Source organism: Geminicoccus roseus DSM 18922, assembly GCF_000427665.1.
Taxonomy (GTDB): Bacteria; Pseudomonadota; Alphaproteobacteria; order Geminicoccales; family Geminicoccaceae; genus Geminicoccus; species Geminicoccus roseus.
Genome location: NZ_KE386572.1, coordinates 3,073,223 through 3,093,938 on the forward strand (window position 1 = coordinate 3,073,223; position 20,716 = coordinate 3,093,938).

Consider the following 20,716-nt stretch of genomic DNA (forward strand, 5'->3'; position numbering starts at 1 on the left):
TCGAACGGAAAGTCGAAGGTCAGGGCAGGGGAGCCACGACCAGCTTCTCGCCGTCGCACGCCACCTTGGCGCGCTTTTTCAGAAGACGCTCGTCGAATTCTTCGTTGACCATGTGGATGCCGGCAATCGAAAGCAGCTCCGCATCCAGCTGGTCACAGAAGATCATGGCATTCTCGTCGCCGTCGATTCCGGCGAACGCCCGGCCGCGCAGCGAGCCGTAGACATGGATGTGGCCGCCGGCGATCAGCTCGGCGCCGTGGCCGACCTGCCCCACCACGATGATGTCGCCATCCGGCGCATAGATCTGCTGGCCGCCGCGCACCGGCTCCCGGATCAGGAGCGCCGGGGAAGCGGCCCGGTGGGCCGGGCCGGAGGGGAGCACCGCTTCCGGCGCCGCTTCCTTGGGCTTGGTCGGTTCCGCGTTGCGGCCTTCGGGCAGGATCGCCAGGCCGGCCTGCACCGCCGCCTCGTTCCACTCCGCGGAGCCGTTCTGCAGGCCCACCGGGATGATCCGGTGCTCGCGCAGCTTGGCCACGAAGGCGACGAAGTCGATCGGAGCCAGGCTGGCCACCGGCGAGGCGTCGAGCACGATCGGCGCGTTCCGGAAGAAGTCCGGGCTGTGCGCGATCTTGTCGAGGAACTTGCCGAAGAACTCCGGGTCGTGCGGCTCGACGAGCCGCAACGACAGGAGCGTCTGCAAGCTGCCGCGGATCTGGAACGGCTGGGTGCGCGACGACATCAGGCTATCGGTTCGAATTTCGCGACATGGGACGGGATCGCGGCGGGGGCGAGCCGCCCTACCGCGCATGAGCGGCAACGTACCCGCTTTTCGACGCGGCACAAGCGCTGCGCGTTCCTCACCTAGCGGTTGGGTTCCACGCATCCAAAGCGGCCAAGGCCCGCATCGCCAGGGCGGCCTTGCGGCCGTCCTTGCGGACCTTCTCCCCGAGCGGGGGGAACAGGCCGAAATTGACGTTCATCGGCTGATACGTTTCGGCCACACCCCCGCCGGTCACGTGGGCGAGCAGGGCCCCGTGCGCGGTTTCGGCGGGCAGGGGCGGGGGGCTCACGCCACGCATCTCCGCGCCGGCGTAGAAGCCTGCCAGCCAGCCGATCGAGGCGCTTTCCACATAGCCCTCGCAGCCGGTGATCTGCCCGGCGAAGCGGACATGCGGCGCCGCCTTCAGCCGGAGCTGCGGGTCGAGCAGCTTCGGGCCGTTGATGAAGGTGTTGCGGTGCAGGCCGCCCAGCCGGGCGAACTCGGCCTTCTGCAGGCCCGGGATCATCCGGAACACCCGGACCTGCTCGCCATGGCGCAGCTTGGTCTGGAAGCCGACCATGTTGAACAGCGTGCCCAGCGCGTTGTCCTGGCGAAGCTGGACGACCGCGGCCGGGCGCCGGCCGGTGCGCGGGTCGGTCAGGCCCACCGGCTTCATCGGCCCGAACGACAGGGTCCTGCGGCCCCGCTCGGCCATCACCTCGATCGGCAGGCAGCCCTCGAAATAGGGCGTCGAGGTCTCCCAGTCGCGAAAGTCGACCTTCTCGGCGGCCAGCAGCGCATCGATGAATGCGTCGTACTGCTCCTGGTCCAGCGGGCAGTTGATGTAGTCGGCGCCGGTGCCGCCGGGCCCGGGCTTGTCGTAGCGCGACTGGAACCAGGCGATGTCGAAGTCGATGGAATCCTTGTGCACGATCGGGGCGATCGCGTCGAAGAACGCCAGCTGGTCCTCTCCGGTGTGCCGGCGGATGTCCAGGGCCAGGGCGGTCGAGGTCAGCGGCCCGGTGGCGACGATCACCAGGCCGGCTTCCGGCCCGGGCAGGGCGGTCACCTCCTCGCGGCGGATCTCGATCAGCGGCTCGGCCTCGACCCGCGCGGTCACCGCCGCGGCGAAGGCATCCCGGTCGACCGCCAGCGCGCCGCCGGCCGGCAGCTTGTTGCGGTCGCCCTCGCTCATCACCAGGGAGCCCAGCCGGCGCATCTCCTCGTGCAGGAGGCCGACCGCGTTGCCCATGGGATCGTCGGAGCGGAACGAATTGGAGCAGACCAGCTCGGCCAGCCGGTCGCTCTTGTGCGCGGCGGTCGCCTGGACCGGACGCATCTCATGGAGCACCACCGGCACGCCCTGGCGGGCGAGCTGGAAGGCTGCCTCCGAGCCCGCGAGCCCACCACCGATCACCTGCACTGGCTGCAACGTCTCATCCTCGCAAAGTCGCCGCAGCGTTTAGCGCCTGCGGGCGCCGGGGGCAAACGACGGCGACCGGACCAGGGTCAAGGAGCAACCCCGGACTCCTGGCAGGCATTCGTGCCGGCAGCCGTCTCGCGCGATGAGACCGAACCACTGGTCGCTAGCCGCCGCTGCCCGACCTGCCGGAGGATGGCCTTTGAGCTGGCCGCCAGCCGGATAACCATCGCTCGTACCGGGCGAACCGTGAGCCGGATGTCGGCGACGGGCTGCGCATACTCCAGGTGGGGGCGGGATCCCGGGGCCGGAGCCGCGGTCTCCCCCAGCTCGGTCAGGTAGCGGCCGGCGCGCCCGGCGACGGCGTCCAGCGGTCGGGCACCGGCTCCGCCTCGTCCATGCTGGGCCAGGGCGGCATCGTGACGATCACGATGTCGAGTGGGACGGTCCCGGTGTTGCGGAACTGGAAATGGACGTGCAGCGGAATGGTCACCGCCGTGCCGGCGACCAGCGGGTCGATCTTCTCCTCGCCGTCCATCCTGCGCCAGATCTCGCCGACCCCGTCCAGCACGTACCAGAGCTCCTCGACGGTCTTGTGCCGGACCGCCTTGGTGGTCGTCCCGACCGGGACCCGGCAATGCACCATGCTGCCGCCCCGAAGCTGCGGCAGGAAGCGGATCTCCGATCCGTCCGGGGCCAGCGTGTCCGGCGCCGCCGCGATCATTGAGGTGGCGAGGGGGGATCCGCTCATGCGCCTGCTCCTGTTCCATCACGCCCGCCGAGGATGGCCTTCTCGGCGGCGATCTCCTCTTCCAGCCAGTCGCGGAAGGCCGCGAGCGGCCGGGCCTGGCCTCGCCGCTGCGGCCAGACCAGCCAGTAGGCGGCCGGCAGCGGCACGACCGGCCCGAACGGAATGACGAGGTGGCCCTGGCGGATCTCGTCCGCGACCAGCCAGGGGTCGATCACCATGGCGCCCAGCCGGCCGATCGCGGCCTGGACGACCTGGGCGCGGGTCTCGAACACCGGACCATGGCTGGTGTCGATGCCGGCGACCCCGGCCTGTTCCAGCCATGCCGCCCAGTCCCCGCGCCGCGCCCGGGCATGCAGAAGGCGCAGCCTGCCGAGATCGGCCGGCACGTGCAGCCCGGTCTCGGCGATGAGCTGGGGGCTGGCCACCGGGACGAGGCTGTCGTCGTAGAGCTTCTTCACCTCGACATTGGCCCAGTCGCCCTGGCCGTAGCGGATCGCGCAGTCGAAGGATTCGCGCTCGAAATCGACGTTGCGGGTCGAGGTGGCGACCAGGAGCTCGATGTCGGGATGACGCGCCTGGAAGCGGACGAGGCGCGGGATCAGCCAGGCGCTGGCGAAGGTCGACAGCGTGCTGATCCGCAGCTCGATCCGCCGCCGGCTGAAATCCGCCAGGGCCTGGTCGATCCGGGCAAAGGCCGGCACCACCGCATCCGCCAGGCGCCGGCCATCCTCGGTGAGGACGAGTCCGCGGCCGACCCGGTCGAACAGCGGCACGCCCAGCCGCCCCTCCAGGTCGCGCAGCAGGTGCGACAGGGCCGAGCCGGTCACCCCCAGCTCGGTGGCCGCCTGGGCGACGCTGCCGTGCCGGACGATCGCGGCGAAGGCCTGGACGGCTTTCAGCGAAATCATCGGGGCGATCCGGGAATCATGAAGTCATCTCAGCAGTAAGGCCTCATGATCCCCTGTAGAACTGCTCCAGACAAGCAGTTTCGGAGCAGGCCAATGACCCTGTCACGCTCCCTTTTTGCCGCTGCCCTGCTGGTGGCGGGGGTTCTTCCCGCGCAGGCCTTCGAGCTGCGCGGCGTTGGCATGGCGGGGGAAGGACAGCTGCCGGAAACCGCGGTCTTGGACGGATTCGGTTGCACCGGCCCCAACCACTCGCCGGCCCTGGAATGGACGGCACCCCCGCCCGGCACCCGCAGCCTGGCCCTGACCATGTACGACCTGGATGCCCCCACCGGCTCCGGCTTCTGGCACTGGATCGTCCTGGGCCTGCCCCCGCAGGCACGCGGATTGGCCGAGGATGCCGGCAACCCTGCGGCGCCCTCGCTGCCCGAGGGGGCGGTGATGGCGCGCACCGATTATGGAAACCGGGGCTTTGGCGGGGTCTGCCCTCCAGCAGGCGCCGCGCCCCACCGCTACCTCCTCTCGCTGCACGCCCTGGACGTGGCGGACCTGGGCGCGCCCCTGGATGTATCGGGAGCGGTAGCCGGATTCTTCATCAACGCGCACACGCTCGCGGTCGCCCGCACGACCGTGTCCTTCGGCAGGTGACCTCATGACCAGTCAGTCCTGGAATCCGGAACTCTACCAGCATCATGCCGGCTTCGTCGCGCGGCTCGGGGGGGCGGTCCTCGACCTGCTGGGGCCGGTCGCCGGCCAGGAGGTCCTGGACCTCGGATGCGGGGACGGCGTGCTGACCGAGCGGCTGCAGTCGATGGGCGCCCGGGTGCTGGGGGTGGACGGATCGCCCGCCATGGTGGCGGCGACCCGGGCGCGCGGCATTCCGGCGGAGGTGGCCGACGGCCATGCGCTGCCCTACGCAGACCGGTTCGACGCGGTGTTCAGCAACGCCGCCCTGCACTGGATGACCCGCCCGGACGAGGTGCTCGGCTCCGTCCATCGCGCGCTCCGTCCGGGTGGCCGGTTCGTGGCCGAGATGGGTGGGCATGGCAATGTCGCGGCCGAGGTCGTGGCGCTGCATGTGGCGGCGGCGGAGTTCGGCCTGGAGCCTGGGCAGATCCATCCCTGGTACTTCCCGAGCCCGGCCGAGCAGGCGGGCCGCCTGCAACGCGTAGGCTTCACGGTGCAGCAGATGAAGCTGATCCCGCGGCCGACCCCGCTGCCGACCGGCATGCTCGGCTGGCTGCACACCTTCGCCGGGCCGTATCTCCGGCACCTGTCGCAGGATCAGGCCCTGCCCTTCCTGCGCCGGGTCGAGGCCCTGCTGGCGCCGGCCCTGCGCGACGGGCAGGGGAACTGGAGCGCGGACTATGTCCGGCTGCGCTTCGTGGCGCTCAAGGGGTAGGCCGCCGAGGAAGGCGCAGGAGCCATTCCGGTGGCCAGGCTTCCATGCGATTACTGCCGGAGGAACTCGCAGATCGTCGGCACCGGCTGGCTTGTCGGTCTGCATCCCTTCGGGCACCGGCCTCGTTATTGGACCATCAGGACAGATACCAAGGTCAGCCGGCCGGCGCTGAAGATGTCCCAGACACCGGATCCGGCTGACGTCGATCGACTACCTCAATCGGTTCTATGCCGCTGAAAGCCCGACAGATTCTCCAGACCAGCCGGAGTGATCTCCACCCCTTCGACCCTCGCCAGGGGCGGGCCCTGCCGGCACTGCCCGGCCAGGCGCTCCAGCGCCGCTGCAGGGCCCTGGACGTGAGCCTCGACCGAACCGTCCCGCCGGTTGCGGACCCAGCCGGTCAGCTTCAGGAATTGCGCCGCCTGGACCAGCCAGTCCCGGTAACCAACTCCCTGGACGCGACCGGTGATCCGCAGGCGCGAAGCCGTGACCTCGACAGGCTCTGTTCCTGCGGTGACATGGGGATCGGCGGCATCATCTTGCGGTCTGGACACCGAAAACTCCGTGGCGCATCACGTGGCGTTCGTGTATAGGGACAAGCGGAATGTGTCGCTACGCGAGAAGACGCCCTGTTCGTGACAGTCGGTTCATCTTTGGCTCTCTCATCGTTCTGCAGCGGTAAGGCGGTCGCGCCTCGCTTCTCCAGGCGTGTCGGGGCGGTCGGAGCAGGGCCCGTTGCATCAGACGGGTCACGCGATCTGCCTCAGACGACGCGCGCATCCCTTTCGCTCTTGACCGTACTCCCCACCCGCTTCCGCGGTTTTGCCGGACTCGCCGATGACTCGTAAGCTCTTCGTAGCCAATTTTCCCTATTCGACCACGCCTGAGGAACTCGAACAGCTCTTCGCCCCGCACGGCCCCGTCGTGGCCGTGAAGATCGCCACCGACCGCGAGACGGGTCGGAGCCGTGGTTTCGGCTTCATCGAGATGGAGACCGAAGAGGCTTGCGAGAACGCGATCCGTAAGATGGACGGCTTCCAGATGGCCGGTCGTGCCCTCGCGGTGCGCCAGGCCGAGGATCGTCGTCCCGCCGGTGGCCCCGGTGGTGACCGCGGTCCGCGTGGCGGCGGCTTCGGTGGCCCGCGCGGCGGCGGTGGCGGCTTCGGCGGCGACCGTGGCGGCTTCGGCGGCGACCGCGGCGGCTTCGGCGGCCCGCGTGGCGGCGGCGGTGGCGGCTTCGGCGGCCCCCGTGGCGGCTTCGGTGCCGAGCGTAGCGGTGGCGGCGGCTTCGGCGGCGACCGTGGCGGCTTCGCCGATCGTGCCCCGACCGGCGGTTTCGCTGACCGCGCGCCGGGCGGCTTCGACGACCGCGGCGGATTCGGCGAGCGTCCGTCCCGTGCCCCGGGCGGTGGTGCGCCGCGCGGCCGTGGCCGTGGCGACCGTGGTGGCTTCGACGACAACTGGAACTGACCCCGGACGGGTTCAGTCGACCAGCAGGAAGGGGAGGGCTCGCGCCCTCCCTTTTTTGTTGGTGAGCCGATGCACTGATGTGGTGCGCCGGGACGGACACATGGGCGCTGCTCCGCCTCGGAGATCAGCGCTTCCTGTCGACGAAACGCCGCATGTGGCGGGCGACCGTCCAGAGTTGCCTGCGTTACTCTGTCGAGGACGCCTGCGAGCGTGTGTCCACCGGCGCTCAAGCTGGAAGACGGCCACGCATGTGATAGCCGTGACCGTTGCATAGGAACTTGCCGGCCTGGCCAGATCGAGGACGCGCTCGCACGCAGCAGGGAGCCACCGACGAGGCAGGTCAGGCTTTTCCTTGGCCGCTGCTCTTGCAAGCCATCCAGGGTACTGCCCTGCCCAGCCTGTCGCCTTGGCTCGAAAGCCAACGGCGGCGAACTTGGTCACGTGACAACACTGCGCGCTGCCGGGACGTGAGCAGTACCCAGAGCAGGGCCTTTGCTCGCATCCCTGCTCGACAAAGACGGTCCTGGCGATGCGCCAGGACCCGGTACAAGCCTCGCTCAGTCGCGGCCTTCCTCCACGGCGTGGCAGGCCACCAGCTGGCGGTCGGCCGGGAGCAGCTTCGGAACCTCGATCCGGCAGCGCTCGTTGGCGAGCGGGCAGCGCGGATGGAAGGTGCAGCCGGGTGGCGGTGCCAGAGGCGAGGGCAGTTCGCCGGTAACCTTGAGGCGCTCGCGCTTGCGCCGCGGATCGGCGACCGGCGTCGCGCCCAGGAGGGCGCGGGTATAGGGGTGGCGCGGGCGGGCGAAGATGGCTTCCTTCGGCCCCTTCTCCACGGCCTTGCCCAGATACATCACCATCACGTCCTGGGCGATGTGGCGCACCACCGAGAGGTCGTGGCTGATGAACAGGTAGGCCAGCTGGAACTCGTCCTGCAGGTCCATCAGCAGGTTCAGGACCTGCGCCTGAATCGACAGGTCGAGCGCTGAGACCGGCTCGTCCAGGACCATGATCTCCGGGTTGAGCATGAGCGCCCGGGCGATCGCGATGCGCTGCCGCTGGCCGCCGGAGAACATGTGCGGATAGCGGGCCGCCTGCTCCCGGCGCAGCCCGACCTTCTCCATCATCGCCAGGACCCGCTCGCGCCGCTCGCCGCTGTTCGTGCCGCCGGCGATCACCAGGGGCTCCGCCAGCGCATCCTCGATCTTGCGGCGCGGATTGAGGGAGCCGTAGGGATTCTGGAACACGATCTGCACCTTGCGGCGCAGTTCCGGCGTGACCTTGTCGGCGGGCTGGCCGTCCAGGCGCAGCTCGCCCGAACTCGGTGCCTCGATCAGGGTCACGATCCGGCCGAGCGTGGACTTGCCGCAGCCGGATTCGCCGACCACGGCCAGCGTCCGCCCGCGGTCCAGGGCGAAGCTCACCCCGTCCAGGGCCTTCACGGTGGCCGAGCCCGCAAACAGCCCGCGGCGCACGGTGTAGTGGCGCGTGAGGTCGGCCGCCTCGATCACGCGGCTCATCGCTCGCCACCCAGTGGATAGTGGCACAATGCCTGGCCGAACTGCGGCCCGGCCGGCACCGGCTCGACCTTGACGCAGCGCTCGTCGGCATAAGGGCAGCGCGGGTGGAACAGGCAGCCGGACGGCTTGTCGAACTGGCCGGGCACCACGCCCGGGATGGAGGCGAGGCGCGTGCCCTCCGCCGCGCGCTCCGGCAGCGCCGCCAGGAGGGCCGCGGTGTAGGGGTGGTGCGGGTGGTCGAACAGGCCGAGCACGTCCTGGCGCTCCACCTGCCGGCCGGCATACTGCACCACCACCCGCTGCGCAGTCTCGGCGACCACGCCCATGGCATGGGTGATCAGCACCAGCGCCATGCCGCGCTTTTCCTGGAGGTCGACCAGGAGGTCCAGGATCTGCGCCTGGATGGTCACGTCCAGCGCGGTTGTCGGTTCGTCGGCGATCAGGAGGCGCGGGTCGCAGGCGATCGCCATGGCGATCATCACGCGCTGGCTCATGCCGCCGGAGAGCTGGTGCGGGAACGAGGACAGGCGCTGCGCCGGGGAGGGGATACCCACCAGGGTCAGCAGCTCCACCGCCCGGTCGCGGGCCTGCCGGCGGTTCAGCCCCAGGTGCTGCCGGATGGATTCCTCGATCTGGAAGCCCACGGTGAAGCAGGGGTTCAGGGAGGTCATCGGCTCCTGGAAGATCATCGCCATGTCGGCGCCGGTGAGCGCACGGCGCTCGGCGCCGGACAGGCTGGCGAGGTCGCGGCCGTCGAAGGTGAGCCGGTCGGCGGTGATCCGGGCGGTGGGCGGCAGCAGCCCCATCACCGCCAGCATGGACACCGACTTGCCCGAGCCGCTCTCGCCCACCACGGCGACGATCTCGCCCTTGTCGACCGACAGGTCGACACCTTCCACGGCAGTGAACCAACCCGCGGCGGTCGCGAAGCGGACGGTCAGGTTGCGGATCTCAAGGAGGCTCATGAACGCTTCAGTTTCGGGTCGAGAACGTCGCGCAGGCCGTCGCCCATCAGGTTGATGGCCAGCACGGACACGAGGATGGCGAGGCCGGGAAAGGTGACCACCCACCAGGCGCGCAGGATGAACTCGCGCGCGTCGGCGAGCATGGTGCCCCATTCCGGCGTGGGCGGCTGCGCGCCCATACCGAGGAAGCCCAGGGCCGCCATGTCCAGGATCGCGGTGGAGAAGCCGAGCGTCGCCTGGACGATCAGGGGCGGCGCGCAGTTCGGAAGCACCGTCACGAACATCATGCGCGGCAGGGACGCCCCGGCCACCCGCGATGCGGTGACGTAGTCCTTCTGCAACTCGCTCAAGGCCGAGCCGCGGGTGAGGCGGGCATAGTGCGGCATGTAGACCAGGGCCACCGCGAACATCGCGTTGAACAGGCCAGGTCCCAGGATCGCCACCACCACCAGGGCAAGCAGCAGGGACGGGATTGCCAGCAGCACATCCAGGACGCGCATGATCAGCGTTTCGACGGCGCCGCGGGCGAACGCTGCGGCCAGGCCCAGGACAACGCCCCCGCTGATCGAGATGACGATCACCACAAGGCCCACGAACAGGGACCAGCGGCCGCCATAGATGATCCGGGAGAGCAGGTCGCGGCCGACCGCGTCGGTGCCGAGGATGTGCGCCAGCGAGCCGCCGGCCTGCCAGACGGGCGGCACCAGCACGGCGTCGCGGTCCTGCGCGTCGGGCGTGTAGGGCGCGATCACCGGCGCCAGGGCGGCGATCACCACGAAGGTGACGAACACGATCAGGCCGGCAAGCGCGCCCTTGTTCTGCCGGAAATAGTGCCAGCCCTCGACGAAAGGGTGCGGCGGGCGGGCGGCGATCTCAGCGGCCATGGCGGATCCTCGGGTCGATCAGGCCGTAGGTCAGGTCGACCAGCAGGTTCACGATCATCACCACGCTGGCGATCAGCAGCAGGCCGCCCTGCACCGCCGGATAGTCGCGGCGGAAGATCGAATCGATCAGCCACTTGCCCACGCCCGGCCAGGAAAAGATGGTCTCGGTCAGGATGGCGCCGGCGAGCAGCACACCGGTCTGCAGGCCGATCGTGGTGATCACCGGGATCAGCGCGTTGCGGAAGGCGTGCAGGCCGATGATCCGCCAGGTCGGCAGGCCCTTGGCCCGGGCAGTGCGGACATAATCCTCGCTCAGGACCTCCAGCATGGCCGAGCGCGTCTGCCGAGCGATCACGGCGAGCGGGATGGTGCCGAGCACGATCGCAGGCAGCACCAGGTGCGAGAAGGCCGAGGCGAAGGCGCCGTCCTGGCCGGACAGCAGCGAATCGATCAGCATGAAGCCGGTCACCGGTTCGAAGAAGTACAGCAGGTCAATGCGGCCCGACACCGGCGTCCATTGCAGGATGCCGGAGAACAGGATGATCAGCAGCAGGCCCCACCAGAAGATCGGCATCGAGTAGCCGGTCAGCGTGACTGCCATGACGCCGTGGTCGAGGAAGGTGCCGCGCCGGGTGGCGGCGAGGATGCCGGCGGGCAGGCCGAGCAGCACCGCGAAGATCATCGCGCAGATCGACAGCTCCAGCGTCGCCGGGAACAGCGTCAGGAACTCGTCGAGCACGGGCGCGCGGGTGACGATGGAGTTGCCGAGGTCGCCCTGCAGCACGTCGCCCAGGAAGGCGAAGTACTGCCGCCACCAGGGCTGGTCGAAGCCGAAGCGCTGCATCAGCTCGGCATGCCGCTCGGGGCTGGTGCCGCGCTCGCCGGCCATCAGCTCGACCGGGTCGCCGGGCAGCAGGCGGATGAACAGGAAGGCGACCAGCGCCACGCCCAGAAAGGTCGGGATCAGGACCGCGATGCGGGACAGGAAGAATCGGACCAAGGTTCTCTCGATGAAAAGCGGGGGCGGGCTGGCCCGCCCCCGTCGATGACGCGGAGGATCACTCCTCGATGTCGACCTCGTAGAACTGATGGCCACCGAAGGGGTCGATCTTGAAGCCCTTCACGTTCTGGCGCATCGGCTTGAACACCACCGAGTGGGCGATGGTCGCCCAGGGGTTCTGGTCCTTGAAGATGACCTGCGCCTCCTCGTAGAGCTCGGTGCGCTGCTCCTGGTCGGTGACGCGCTTGGCCTCGGTGACCAGCTTGTCGTAGGGCTCGTAACACCAGCGCGCCCGGTTGGCGCTGCCGACCGCGTCGCAGCCGAGCAGGGTGTGCAGGAAGTTGTCCGGGTCGCCGTTGTCGCCGGTCCAGCCCAGCAGCAGGGTCTGGTGCTCGCCGGCAGACGAGCGCTTCAGGTACTCGCCCCACTCGAAGCTGACGATCTCGGCCTTCACCCCGATCTTGTCCCAGTCGGCCTGGATCATCTCGGCCATGCGCCGGGCGTTCGGGTTGTAGGGACGCTGCACCGGCATCGCCCAGATGTCGGTCGTGAAGCCGCCCTCATGGCCGGCCTCCGCCAGCAGCTGCTTGGCGCCCTCGACGTCGTAAGGAACGTCCTCGACATTGTCGTTGTAGGACCAGATGGTCGGCGGGATCGGGTTCTTCGCCTTGGTGCCGGCGCCCTGATAGACCGCGTCGATGATGGCGTCCTTGTCGATCGCCATGGTGAGCGCGCGGCGCACCTTCGGGTCGGTGAACGGCTCCTTCTCGGTGTTGTAGCCGAGATAGCCGATGTTGAGACCTTCCTGGGACATCAGGTTGATGTCCGGGTCCGACTTCATCGCCTCGAGGTCGGCCGGGTTCGGATAGGTCATCAGGTGGCATTCGCCGGCCTTCAGCTTCTGGTAGCGCACCGAAGCGTCCGGCGTGATGGCGAAGATCAGGTTGTCGATGTTCGCCTTGCCTTCCCAGTAGTCCGGATGGGCCTGGTAGCGGATCACCGCGTCCTTCTGGTAGGCGACGAGCTGGAACGGCCCGGTGCCGACCGGGTCGGTGTCGACCTTCTCCGGCGTGCCCGCCTCCATCATCTGGTCGGCATACTCGGCCGAGAGCACCGACGCGAAGTCCATGGCCAGGTCGGCCAGGAACGGCGCTTCCGGCTGCTTCAGCGTGAACTTCACCGTGAGGTCGTCGACCTTCTCGACCTTGGTGATCAGGTCCGGCAGGCCCATCGAGTCGAAGTACTCGTAGCTGGCCCCGCTCACCTGATGGTACGGGTGGTTCTTGTCGAGCTGCCGCATGAACGTGAACACCACGTCGTCGGCGTTGAAGTCACGCGACGGGGTGAACCCGTCGGTGGTGTGCCACTTCACGTTCGGCCGGAGGTGGAAGGTGTACTCGGTGCCGTCCTCGGAGATGTCCCAGGACTCGGCGAGGCCGGCCTCGATGTTGGTGGTGCCGTAGGTGAACTCGACCAGCCGGTTGAAGATCGTTTCCGACGTGGCATCGAACGTGGTGCCTGCGGTGTAGAATTGGGGATTGAAGCCTTCCGGGCTGCCTTCGGAGCAGAACACGAAGGTCTTCGCCTCGGCCGCGCCGCTCCCCGCAGCCAGTCCGACCGCAGCCGCGGTCGCCATCAGGATTTTTCGCATCTTCTCTTTTCCGCCTGCACGAATGGACGGCGGCGCCCCGCGGATGCCGGACGCCGCTCACCTGGATTTGAGGAAGGCACTCCGGATGTTGCGAGTCAATCGGCTCCTTGGAGCCGGTCCAGAATGAAGGCCGCCACCAGAGCCCGCTCGTCGAGCGCGTCGTAGCGCCCGGACTTGCCGAAATGGCCGGCCCCCATGTTGATCTTGAACAAGAGCGGGGCGTCGTCATTCCGCGTGGCGCGGATCCGGGCCACCCACTTGGCCGGCTCCCAGTAGCCGACCCGCGGGTCGGTCAGCCCGGCGGTGATCAGCATGGGCGGCCAGGCCTGCGGGCGGACATTGTCGTAGGGGCTGTAGGCCAGGATGGTGCGGAAGGCCGCCTCGTCGGTAAGCGGGTTGCCCCATTCCGGCCATTCGATCGGGGTGAGGGGCAGGCTCGGATCGGACATGGTGTTCAGTACGTCCACGAACGGCACGTCGGCCACCGCCGCCGCCCAAAGGTCCGGCCGCATGGTCACCACGGCGCCGACCAGCAGGCCGCCGGCAGAGCCGCCCTGCAGGGCGATCCGGCCGCTGGAGGTCCAGCCGCCCGCGATCAGCGCCTCGGCCGCGGCCACCGTATCGGTGAAGCTGTTGGCCTTGTGCTGGAGCTTGCCGCCGAAATACCAGGGCCGACCCAGATCGTCGCCGCCCCGGACATGGGCGATCGCCACCGCGATGCCGCGCTCCAGGTAGGTCAGGCGCTGCAGCCCGAACGAAGGGGATATGCCCATGCCGTAGGCCCCATAGGCGCTCAGCAGCACCCGGCCGCTGCCATCCTTAGGAAAATCGGCCGGGTAGACGATGCTGACCGGCACTTCCACGCCATCGGCCGCTGGCGCCAGCAGCCGCTCGGTACGCCAGGCCTCCCGCCGGTAGCCGGACGGGATCTTCTGGACCTTGCGGGTTTCCAGCCGCCCGTCGGACAGGTGATAGTCGAACACGCTGGGCGGGGTGACCATCGAGGAGAACGACACCCGCAGCCGGTCGGTCCGGAACATCGGGTTGTCGCCGAGATTAGGATCCCCGACATCTTCGGGAAATTCGATCTGCCGCTCTTTGCCGTTGTTGAAGGCCAGCACCAGCCGGTCCAGCCCGTCCAGCCGCTCGCTGCGGACCAGGAACCCGTCGAAGCAGTCGACCCCCAGCAGGTAGAGCTCGTCGGAGCCGGCCTGGACCTCCTGCCAGCTGGCCGGATGCGGGTCGGACAGCGGCGCCTTGCACAGGCGGAAATTGACATGGGTGTCGTCGGTGCGGATCCACAAGGTGCCGTGCGACTCGTCCACCTCGTACCAGCGGCCTTCCTTGCGCGGGTCGACCAGGCGAAGCTCGCCTTCCAGCGAGGGATCGAGCAGGTGGATCTCGCTGGTGACGTGGGTGGCGGCGGTGATGGTCACCAGCGCCCGGGAGCGGGTCTTGCCGATCGAGACGAAATAGGCGGAATCGGCCTCCTCGTAGACGACCGCATCCGGCCCCTCCGTGCCGATCCGGTGGCGGCGCACCCGGAAGGGCCGCAGCGACGGGTCGAGCTCCACGTAGAGGAAGGACCCGGCATCGGCCGCCCAGACCACGCCGCCCGAGCTGTTGGTGGCAAGGCTGCGGGTAGTGGTGCCGGTGGCGGTGTCGATCAGTTGGATCGCACAGCGTTCCGAGCCGTCCTCGTCGGTGGCATAGGCAACCAGCCGGTGGTCGGGTGCGGGCATCGGGCCGGTGGTGCGGAAGAACTCCAGCCCCTCGGCCAGGGCCGGCTCGTCCAGGATCACGACAGCCTCGGATGCCTCCTCGGCGCGGCGGTACCAGGTCCGGTACTGCGCGCCCTCGCGAAACGCCCAATGGTACCAGAACCCGTCGCGGCGCACCGGGACCGATGCGTCGTCGGGCGCGATCCTGGCCTTCATCTCCGCCTTGATCTGCACGGCAAGCGGCCGGAGGTGGGCGGTGGCCGCTTCCAGGTAGGCGTTCTCCGCCTGGAGATGGGCCAGGATCTCGGGGTCCGTGACCTCGGGAAAGCCCGGATCGCGCATCCAGGCATACGGATCGTCCCAGCGGATGCCGAAGCGCTCGTGGACGAGGTCGACCGTCCGCGCAACAGGCGGTCTGGCGGCGGCGGAGGTCGGGGCGTGCAGCGTGCTCATGGCGGCTGATCTAGCCAAACCGTGGCCGCGCGTCGCGGATGAACTCGCGGGCCGGCTCCGCTATGAATCGGGCCACGCGGGGTGCCACACCCCTTGGTCGAGATTTCCTGACGGGAAGCGGAGCATGAAGCCTTCAGGTCTGGTGGTCTCCCGCGCGCTGCTCTTGGGCGTGCTGCTGGGCACGGCCGCCGCGTGCGCTCCGACCTGGACCCCGGAGAGCGGCACGGCCGCCACCTCCTTCAACGTGCCGCCGGCCGCCCAGCGTGCCTTCGAGCGGGCAAGGCTGTCGGAGAAGTCTGGGGACCGGTACGGCGCCGAGTTGAACTATGACGAGGCGGCCCGGAGCGGCCACCCGATGATCCTGTTGTTCGAGGCGCGCTACTATCTGCGCGGCCCGGACAACCGCAATCCGGCCAAGGCCAAGGCGGCGCTGGAACAGGCGGTCCTGGTGCCCTCCGAATGGCAGGGCGATGCCCAGTTCCTGCTCGGCAAGATGCTGGTGCGCGGCGACGACGGCGTGCCGACCGAACCGGAGCGCGGCGAGGAACTACTCCAGGCGGCAGCCGACGCCGGCGTAGCGCCGGCCGCGGCGGAACTGGCGCGCACGCTGGAACGCCGGGGCAGCAACGATTCCGCCCGGATCGACGCCTTGTGGGCGGCGGCGGCCGAGGCGGGCGACGAGCAGGCGGTGGTACGCACCGCGGAGCGCCAGATCGCGGCCGGCAAGACCCGGGCCGAGATCCCCGACGTGGTCAGCCGGGCGATGGCGTCCCTGAATGCCCGGGCCGAGGCGGGCGACGTCAACGCGATGCGCTCCTTGTCGAAGATCTACGCTCAAGGCACCCTGGCGCCACAGGACAAGGCGCTGTCGATCCTCTGGCTGGAGCGGGCGGTCGAGGCCGGCGACGCGGGGGCGGCGACCGCCCTGGCCCGGGCGATGCGCGGCACCGGGCGGATCGAGGAGCGGGTCGATCTGCTGACCGCGGCCGCCGAGGCCGGGGACGCGGTGGCTGCCGGACGCCTGGCCAAGATCTACCTGGAAGGCGACGGCGTCCCCGCCAACGCCCGCGAGGCGGAACGGTGGGCGGCTCCGGCGATCGAGGGCGGCGACACGGTGACCATGGCCCGGTTCGGGCGCGCCTATGTCGAGGGGCGCGGCCTGGACCAGGACGTGCCGCGCGGCCTGCAGATGCTGGAGGAAGCGCAGGCGCAGGGCGACACGCTCGCCTCGGCCTATCTGGCCCGCATCTACCTGCGGGCCGAGGACGTGCCGCCGGACCCGAAGAAGGCGACGCGCTATGCCGAGGAAGCGGTCGCGGCGGACTATGTCTTCATCAAGACAGCCTATGGACGGGCCCTGCTCGACGGCAAGAACGTCCCGCAGGATCGCGCGCGCGCCATCACGCTGCTGCGGGAGGCCGCCGAGGCCGGCGACGGGCTGGCGAACGCCGAACTTGGAGCGGCCTATCTGGAGGGCAAGGGCGTGCCGAAGGACGTCAATGCCGCCGTCCCGCTGCTCGAGGCGGGGGCTGCTGCGGGCAACGCCAGCGCCATGAATGCGCTGGCGCGGGTGCTGCTCGACGGCGAGTCGCCCTACCATGACGAGGCGGCGGGCATCACGCTGCTGCGTCAGGCGGCCGAGGCCGGCCATTCCAGCGCCATGCTGGCGCTGGGCCGGGCCTACATGGATGGCCAGGGGGTCGCCAAGGACCCGGCCCAGGCGCGGGCCTGGCTCGAAAAGGCCAAGGCGGCCGGACGCGGCGATGCCGATCGGCTGATCGCCCAGCTGCCCGCGAGCTGAGGCCGGACCGCCTTCATCCGGCGCGCCGGCGCATGACCAGGCGCTCGACGAGGGCGACGATGCCGAAGAACGCCAGGCCCAGGAAGGACGAGGTGAACACGGCGGCGTAGAGCCGGTCGGTCTGGTAGTTGAAGGTCGACTGGATGATCAGGGCGCCCAGCCCCTGGTTGGCACCGATCCATTCGCCGACGATCGCGCCGATCACGCAGGTGGTCGACGCGATCTTCAGGGAGGTGAACAGCAGAGGCAGCGAGCGGGGCACCCGCAGCCGCCAGAAGGTCTCGGAAGGGCTGGCGGAGAGGATGCGGAACAGCTCGAACTCGCTGCGGGTCGGCATCTCCAGGCCGCGGATCATGTTCACCAGGGTTGGAAAGAAGCAGACCACCGCGGCGATCACGATCTTGGGCAGCATGCCCAGGCCGAAGATCAGGACGATGATCGGGGCGAGCGCCAGGATCGGGATGGTGTTGAAGAACAGCACCACCGGGAAATAGGCGGCCCGGATCGCCCGGCTGTAGACGAACACCACCGCGAGCAGGATCGCCACCAGGTTGCCGATGGCGAAGCCGGCCAGGCTCTCGATCGCCGTGGGCACGGCGTTGGCCGCCAAGAGGCCGGCATCGGCGCCCAGCTTGACCAGGACCTTGGCCGGGGTCGGCACGATGAAGGGCGGCACGCCCAGGAGCGGGATCAGGAACTGCCAGACCAGCAGGATCGAGGCGGCGCCCAGGAGCGGCAGGGCAAGGGAGGCGGAGCGGTTCATGCGGCGTCGGCCAGGACCGCGCGAAGATGGGCCATGACCTCGACCAGGGCCGGTGCTTCCCGCGGCAGGCGCCCTTCCGGTCCCTTGAGCGGCCGCAGGTCGACGATCTCGCGGATCCGGCCAGGATGGGCGGCCAGCACCATCACGCGCTGTCCCAGGTAGGCCGCTTCCATCACGCTGTGGGTGACGAACAGGATGGTCACCCCGGTGCGTCGCCAGATCGCTGCCAGCTCGTCGTTCAGCCGGTCGCGGGTGATCTCGTCCAGCGCGCCGAAGGGTTCGTCCATCAGCAGGATGCGCGGGTTGCAGATCAGGGCACGGGCGATGGCGACCCGCTGGCGCTGCCCGCCGGACAGCTCGCGGGGCAGGCGCTCCGCCTGCTGCTCCAGGCCGACCAGCGCCAGGAGTTCGTCCACTGTGGCGGCACCCCGAGGATCGCCGGCCGGGCCGATCCGCAGCGGCAGCTCGATGTTCTGCCGCACCGTCCGCCAGGGCAGGAGGGTCGCGTCCTGGAAGACGAACGCCACCTCGCGGCGGCGGCGCGCGGCTTCCGGGCTGCCGCCCAGGACCGAGATCGTGCCGTCCAGCGGCGGCAGGAGATCGGCCACCACCCGCAGCAGCGTGGACTTGCCGCAGCCCGAAGGCCCCAGGATCGCCAGGAACTCGCCGGAGGGAACGGCGAGATCCACCTGGTCCAGCACCCGGACCGGCCCCTCGTCGCCAGGGTAGCCCAGCGCCAGGCCGCCCGCCTCGATGGCGTTGCCGTCTGCCAAGGGTCAGCCGATGTTCGGGCGGGCGTCGGCGGTGGCCTCCAGGATCGCCGTCGAGACCGAATCCTCCATGCTGGGCGGGTTGCCCTGGAACTGGCCGATCGCGTCGTAGATCGAGATCTGCTCCTGGATCGAGGCGGGATCGAACCAGCCCCAGCCGTTCTCCCTGGTCGTGGAATCGAAGCTCAGCGCCATGATCCGCTCCATCGTGGCGTGCTCGGTCTCGCGGTCGAGCTGCGGGTAGGCGTCGACCATGATGTCCACCGCCTCGGCCTGATGGGCGTGGCTCCAGCCCCAGCCCCGGGCGGCTGCCCGAATGAACCGGGCGAGGATGTCGGCATGCTCGGCCAGCGCGTCGTCGGTGGCGAAGTAGACGTTGGCGTAGGACGGCATCCCGGCGTCCTGCATCGTCAGGTCGATGCGGTCCGGGCCGATGATCGACAGGGCCTGGGTGTTGGTGATCCAGCCGGTCACCGCATCGACCTCGCCCGCAACCAGGGGTGTCATGTCGAAGCCGATATTGGTGATCTGCAGCGAGGACGGGTCGATCCCGTGCTTCGCCAGGATCGCGTCCAGGACGAAACGGGCGGTCGGCTGGATGCCGATGCGCTTGCCAACCATGTCCTGCACGGTGCGGATCGGTGCTGCCGGCAGCGAGTAGAAGGCGAACGGCGCCTGGCGGAAGCCGCAGGCGATGATCCGTACCGGCACCCCGGAGGAACGCGCCAGCAGGAGCTGGGCGCTGTCGGAGAACTGGCCCAGCGCGGCCTGGCCGGTGAGCACCGGCGGCACGGTCGCCGAGTTCGGGCCGCCGGGAGAGAACGACACCTCCAGGCCCTCGGCCTCGTAGAAGCCCTTCTGGAGCGCCACGATGTCGCCGACCTGGCCGTTGCTCATCAGCCAGTCATACTGCACCACGACCTGGGCCGTGTCGGCCTTGCCGCTGCGCGGCAGGAACAGGGCGGTGCCGCCCGAGACGGCAGCCAGGGCAAAGCCGGCCGACGTCAGGGCCGCGCGGCGCGATAGCTCGATCATCGTGACTGCTCCACCTTGTCCAGGTCGCCGACGGGACCGCCCTCCAGCCAGGCATAGAGTTCCCACAGATTGTCGTCGGGATCCGCGAAATAGCAGCAGCGGGCGTTCCAGGCATGGTCGGCGGGCGGGCCGACGAACCGGACGCCGGCCTGGCCGAGCTCGGCATGCAGCCGGTCGACCTCGGCCGGGGAGGGCAGTTCGACCGCGACGCAGGCCTTGTGGATGCCGGGCGGCGCCGGCGTGGGCGAAACCCCGGTATGGGCCGCCATGTGGCCGATCTCCCAGAGCGCCAGCGTGATGCCGGCACCCTTGAAGTCGGCAAAGCTCTCGGCGCGGCGACGCAGAACGAAACCCAGCCGGCCGACATAGAAGTCGATCGACCGCTCCACGTCGGCGACCAGCATGCAGATGTCGGTGATCTTGCAGTTCTGCGCGAAGCCGGTCACGGAAGCCTACCTGCGAGGATGAAACGACCGCCGGAGCTTGAGGCCAGATGGCCTGCGCAGGATTGCGGATGCTTGCCCGGCCTATCGAATTCTTGCGGTCACCGCACAGCGCGGAAGCGTCCGGGCGTCATGCCGGTCGCGCGGCGAAAAGCGGAAGAGAAGTGAGCCTGATCGGCAAAGCCGGTGGCCTGGGCGATCTCCGCCAGGCCCAGGCCGCCCTTGCGGATCAGCTCCTTGGCGCGCTCGATGCGGCGCTCGACCACGAAGCGGTGGGGAGGACAGCCGGTCGCCGCCTTGAAGGCGCGGGAGAAATGGAATGGGCTGAGCCCGGCGATGGCAGCCAGCTCGTTCAGGGTGAGCGGATGCTGGTCCATCTGCTCCTCGACATGGGCGAGCACAGCGCGGACCTGGCGTGAGGAGAGGCCGGGAGAGCCGGCTCCGCTGGTCCGGGCGGGACGCTCGGCCATGCGCAGGACGCACAGGACCAGCGACAGGCCGAGCTGCTCGGCCAGCATCGGTTCGGGCGCGACGTCTGGCGCGGTCAGACTGGCAAGCGCCTCGACCACCCGCAGCGTGGTTGCATCCGGCGCTGCCAGGAAGCCATGATCGGCCAGGCTGGATGGGCGCTGCGTCTGTTCCTGGATCGTCCGGTAGAGACCCGGCTCCTGGAAGATCGACACATAGTCGGCATCGTCGCCATCCACCCAGAGCATCGTGCCGGCCGGCTCGAACCCAAGCGTCTGGCAGGGCCTCGCGATGCGGGCGGTCGGCCCAAGGTCGCCGAAGCGGTGGGCGTAGCGGCGATGGGTGGTCCGGTTGAGCGTGATGCGGTGGCGGGAGCTGCGGGCCCGCAGCTCGCCGGCGTCGCTCCGATAGGTTTCGATGGTCAGCTCGGGAAAGGAGCAGGTCCGATAGCCGTGCAGCGCCGGCCGCTGCATGATGAACTTGCTGGTCGTCGCCGTATGCATGACGCCCCTCGTCCCGGGTGTTCCGTCATGAAAC

20 protein-coding genes are annotated in these 20,716 nt (G+C 69.3%); 4 read left to right on the forward strand and 16 right to left on the reverse strand.

Annotated elements, in window-relative coordinates:
- Positions 1–19: 19 nt before the first annotated feature.
- The 4 genes from minC to GEMRO_RS0115400 form a co-directional block, all read right to left on the reverse strand.
- Positions 20–739, reverse strand: a complete 720-nt coding sequence (gene minC, locus GEMRO_RS0115385) for a septum site-determining protein MinC (protein WP_027134712.1) — start codon at positions 737–739, stop codon at positions 20–22.
- A 118-nt stretch (positions 740–857) separates the two neighbouring features.
- The gene (gene trmFO, locus GEMRO_RS0115390; RefSeq protein ID WP_205624983.1) at positions 858–2,192 is read right to left on the reverse strand and encodes a methylenetetrahydrofolate--tRNA-(uracil(54)-C(5))-methyltransferase (FADH(2)-oxidizing) TrmFO; all 1,335 of its coding nucleotides are present in this window, start codon (positions 2,190–2,192) and stop codon (positions 858–860) included.
- Between the two features lie 322 nt (positions 2,193–2,514).
- The gene (locus tag GEMRO_RS0115395; RefSeq protein WP_205624985.1) at positions 2,515–2,931 is read right to left on the reverse strand and encodes a cupin domain-containing protein; all 417 of its coding nucleotides are present in this window, start codon (positions 2,929–2,931) and stop codon (positions 2,515–2,517) included.
- Positions 2,928–3,839, reverse strand: a complete 912-nt coding sequence (locus GEMRO_RS0115400; RefSeq protein WP_027134715.1) for a LysR substrate-binding domain-containing protein — start codon at positions 3,837–3,839, stop codon at positions 2,928–2,930. The genes GEMRO_RS0115395 and GEMRO_RS0115400 overlap by 4 nt, the downstream gene beginning before the upstream one ends.
- Before the next feature lie 93 nt (positions 3,840–3,932).
- Between GEMRO_RS0115400 and GEMRO_RS0115405 the strand changes: the two genes are divergently transcribed.
- Both GEMRO_RS0115405 and GEMRO_RS0115410 read left to right on the forward strand, forming a co-directional pair.
- A complete protein-coding gene (locus GEMRO_RS0115405; protein ID WP_027134716.1) occupies positions 3,933–4,484 on the forward strand; it encodes a YbhB/YbcL family Raf kinase inhibitor-like protein in 552 nt (183 codons plus the stop codon).
- A 4-nt stretch (positions 4,485–4,488) separates the two neighbouring features.
- Positions 4,489–5,238: a class I SAM-dependent methyltransferase gene (locus tag GEMRO_RS0115410; protein ID WP_027134717.1), complete on the forward strand. Its 750-nt coding sequence runs from the start codon at positions 4,489–4,491 to the stop codon at positions 5,236–5,238.
- A 215-nt stretch (positions 5,239–5,453) separates the two neighbouring features.
- On the opposite strand, the gene GEMRO_RS0115415 is transcribed toward GEMRO_RS0115410, so the two are convergent.
- Positions 5,454–5,714: an acylphosphatase gene (locus tag GEMRO_RS0115415; RefSeq protein WP_027134718.1), complete on the reverse strand. Its 261-nt coding sequence runs from the start codon at positions 5,712–5,714 to the stop codon at positions 5,454–5,456.
- Positions 5,715–6,075: 361 nt separating this feature from the next.
- Between GEMRO_RS0115415 and GEMRO_RS35675 the strand changes: the two genes are divergently transcribed.
- Positions 6,076–6,708, forward strand: coding sequence for an RNA recognition motif domain-containing protein (locus tag GEMRO_RS35675; protein ID WP_027134719.1), 633 nt, complete (start codon positions 6,076–6,078; stop codon positions 6,706–6,708).
- Between the two features lie 557 nt (positions 6,709–7,265).
- Here the strand turns inward: GEMRO_RS35675 and GEMRO_RS0115425 are convergent.
- The 6 genes from GEMRO_RS0115425 to GEMRO_RS0115450 all read right to left on the reverse strand — a co-directional run bounded on the left by GEMRO_RS0115425 (position 7,266) and on the right by GEMRO_RS0115450 (position 14,899).
- Entirely contained in the window at positions 7,266–8,225 is a 960-nt protein-coding gene (locus tag GEMRO_RS0115425) for a dipeptide ABC transporter ATP-binding protein (RefSeq protein ID WP_027134720.1), read from the reverse strand.
- Positions 8,222–9,190 carry an ABC transporter ATP-binding protein gene (locus GEMRO_RS0115430; RefSeq protein ID WP_027134721.1) on the reverse strand — a complete coding sequence of 323 codons (969 nt, stop codon included), beginning with the start codon at positions 9,188–9,190 and terminating at the stop codon, positions 8,222–8,224. The genes GEMRO_RS0115425 and GEMRO_RS0115430 overlap by 4 nt, the downstream gene beginning before the upstream one ends.
- Complete coding sequence (locus tag GEMRO_RS29925) at positions 9,187–10,074, reverse strand: ABC transporter permease subunit (RefSeq protein WP_051329112.1); 888 nt, start codon at positions 10,072–10,074, stop codon at positions 9,187–9,189. Before GEMRO_RS29925 ends, GEMRO_RS0115430 begins: the two co-directional genes overlap by 4 nt.
- Positions 10,064–11,074, reverse strand: a complete 1,011-nt coding sequence (locus GEMRO_RS0115440) for an ABC transporter permease subunit (RefSeq protein WP_027134722.1) — start codon at positions 11,072–11,074, stop codon at positions 10,064–10,066. Before GEMRO_RS0115440 ends, GEMRO_RS29925 begins: the two co-directional genes overlap by 11 nt.
- 58 nt (positions 11,075–11,132) lie before the next feature.
- A complete protein-coding gene (locus GEMRO_RS0115445) occupies positions 11,133–12,725 on the reverse strand; it encodes an ABC transporter substrate-binding protein (protein WP_027134723.1) in 1,593 nt (530 codons plus the stop codon).
- A gap of 95 nt (positions 12,726–12,820) precedes the next feature.
- Positions 12,821–14,899: a S9 family peptidase gene (locus GEMRO_RS0115450; RefSeq protein WP_205624986.1), complete on the reverse strand. Its 2,079-nt coding sequence runs from the start codon at positions 14,897–14,899 to the stop codon at positions 12,821–12,823.
- Positions 14,900–15,023: 124 nt separating this feature from the next.
- Here GEMRO_RS0115450 and GEMRO_RS0115455 point away from each other — a divergent pair, with 124 nt between their 5' ends.
- Entirely contained in the window at positions 15,024–16,700 is a 1,677-nt protein-coding gene (locus GEMRO_RS0115455; RefSeq protein WP_027134725.1) for a tetratricopeptide repeat protein, read from the forward strand.
- A 13-nt stretch (positions 16,701–16,713) separates the two neighbouring features.
- On the opposite strand, the gene GEMRO_RS0115460 is transcribed toward GEMRO_RS0115455, so the two are convergent.
- From GEMRO_RS0115460 to GEMRO_RS0115480, 5 genes are all read right to left on the reverse strand, one after another.
- A complete protein-coding gene (locus GEMRO_RS0115460) occupies positions 16,714–17,463 on the reverse strand; it encodes an ABC transporter permease (RefSeq protein ID WP_027134726.1) in 750 nt (249 codons plus the stop codon).
- Positions 17,460–18,236, reverse strand: a complete 777-nt coding sequence (locus GEMRO_RS0115465; protein ID WP_027134727.1) for an ABC transporter ATP-binding protein — start codon at positions 18,234–18,236, stop codon at positions 17,460–17,462. Before GEMRO_RS0115465 ends, GEMRO_RS0115460 begins: the two co-directional genes overlap by 4 nt.
- 3 nt (positions 18,237–18,239) lie before the next feature.
- Positions 18,240–19,268, reverse strand: coding sequence for an ABC transporter substrate-binding protein (locus tag GEMRO_RS0115470; protein WP_035485406.1), 1,029 nt, complete (start codon positions 19,266–19,268; stop codon positions 18,240–18,242).
- Complete coding sequence (locus GEMRO_RS0115475; RefSeq protein WP_027134729.1) at positions 19,265–19,714, reverse strand: VOC family protein; 450 nt, start codon at positions 19,712–19,714, stop codon at positions 19,265–19,267. The genes GEMRO_RS0115470 and GEMRO_RS0115475 overlap by 4 nt, the downstream gene beginning before the upstream one ends.
- Before the next feature lie 98 nt (positions 19,715–19,812).
- A complete protein-coding gene (locus GEMRO_RS0115480) occupies positions 19,813–20,682 on the reverse strand; it encodes a helix-turn-helix transcriptional regulator (RefSeq protein ID WP_027134730.1) in 870 nt (289 codons plus the stop codon).
- Positions 20,683–20,716: the final 34 nt, after the last annotated feature.

What these genes read in the sequence shown, in the direction of transcription:
- minC (WP_027134712.1), bottom strand. Translation starts at nt 739, where the DNA reads ATGTCGTCGCGCACCCAGCCGTTCCAGATCCGCGGCAGCTTGCAGACG.
- GEMRO_RS0115395 (WP_205624985.1), bottom strand. Translation starts at nt 2,931, where the DNA reads ATGAGCGGATCCCCCCTCGCCACCTCAATGATCGCGGCGGCGCCGGAC.
- GEMRO_RS0115400 (WP_027134715.1), bottom strand. Translation starts at nt 3,839, where the DNA reads ATGATTTCGCTGAAAGCCGTCCAGGCCTTCGCCGCGATCGTCCGGCAC.
- GEMRO_RS0115405 (WP_027134716.1), top strand. Translation starts at nt 3,933, where the DNA reads ATGACCCTGTCACGCTCCCTTTTTGCCGCTGCCCTGCTGGTGGCGGGG.
- GEMRO_RS0115410 (WP_027134717.1), top strand. Translation starts at nt 4,489, where the DNA reads ATGACCAGTCAGTCCTGGAATCCGGAACTCTACCAGCATCATGCCGGC.
- GEMRO_RS35675 (WP_027134719.1), top strand. Translation starts at nt 6,076, where the DNA reads ATGACTCGTAAGCTCTTCGTAGCCAATTTTCCCTATTCGACCACGCCT.
- GEMRO_RS0115425 (WP_027134720.1), bottom strand. Translation starts at nt 8,225, where the DNA reads ATGAGCCGCGTGATCGAGGCGGCCGACCTCACGCGCCACTACACCGTG.
- GEMRO_RS0115430 (WP_027134721.1), bottom strand. Translation starts at nt 9,190, where the DNA reads ATGAGCCTCCTTGAGATCCGCAACCTGACCGTCCGCTTCGCGACCGCC.
- GEMRO_RS29925 (WP_051329112.1), bottom strand. Translation starts at nt 10,074, where the DNA reads ATGGCCGCTGAGATCGCCGCCCGCCCGCCGCACCCTTTCGTCGAGGGC.
- GEMRO_RS0115445 (WP_027134723.1), bottom strand. Translation starts at nt 12,725, where the DNA reads ATGCGAAAAATCCTGATGGCGACCGCGGCTGCGGTCGGACTGGCTGCG.
- GEMRO_RS0115450 (WP_205624986.1), bottom strand. Translation starts at nt 14,899, where the DNA reads ATGAGCACGCTGCACGCCCCGACCTCCGCCGCCGCCAGACCGCCTGTT.
- GEMRO_RS0115455 (WP_027134725.1), top strand. Translation starts at nt 15,024, where the DNA reads ATGAAGCCTTCAGGTCTGGTGGTCTCCCGCGCGCTGCTCTTGGGCGTG.
- GEMRO_RS0115460 (WP_027134726.1), bottom strand. Translation starts at nt 17,463, where the DNA reads ATGAACCGCTCCGCCTCCCTTGCCCTGCCGCTCCTGGGCGCCGCCTCG.
- GEMRO_RS0115470 (WP_035485406.1), bottom strand. Translation starts at nt 19,268, where the DNA reads ATGATCGAGCTATCGCGCCGCGCGGCCCTGACGTCGGCCGGCTTTGCC.
- GEMRO_RS0115480 (WP_027134730.1), bottom strand. Translation starts at nt 20,682, where the DNA reads ATGCATACGGCGACGACCAGCAAGTTCATCATGCAGCGGCCGGCGCTG.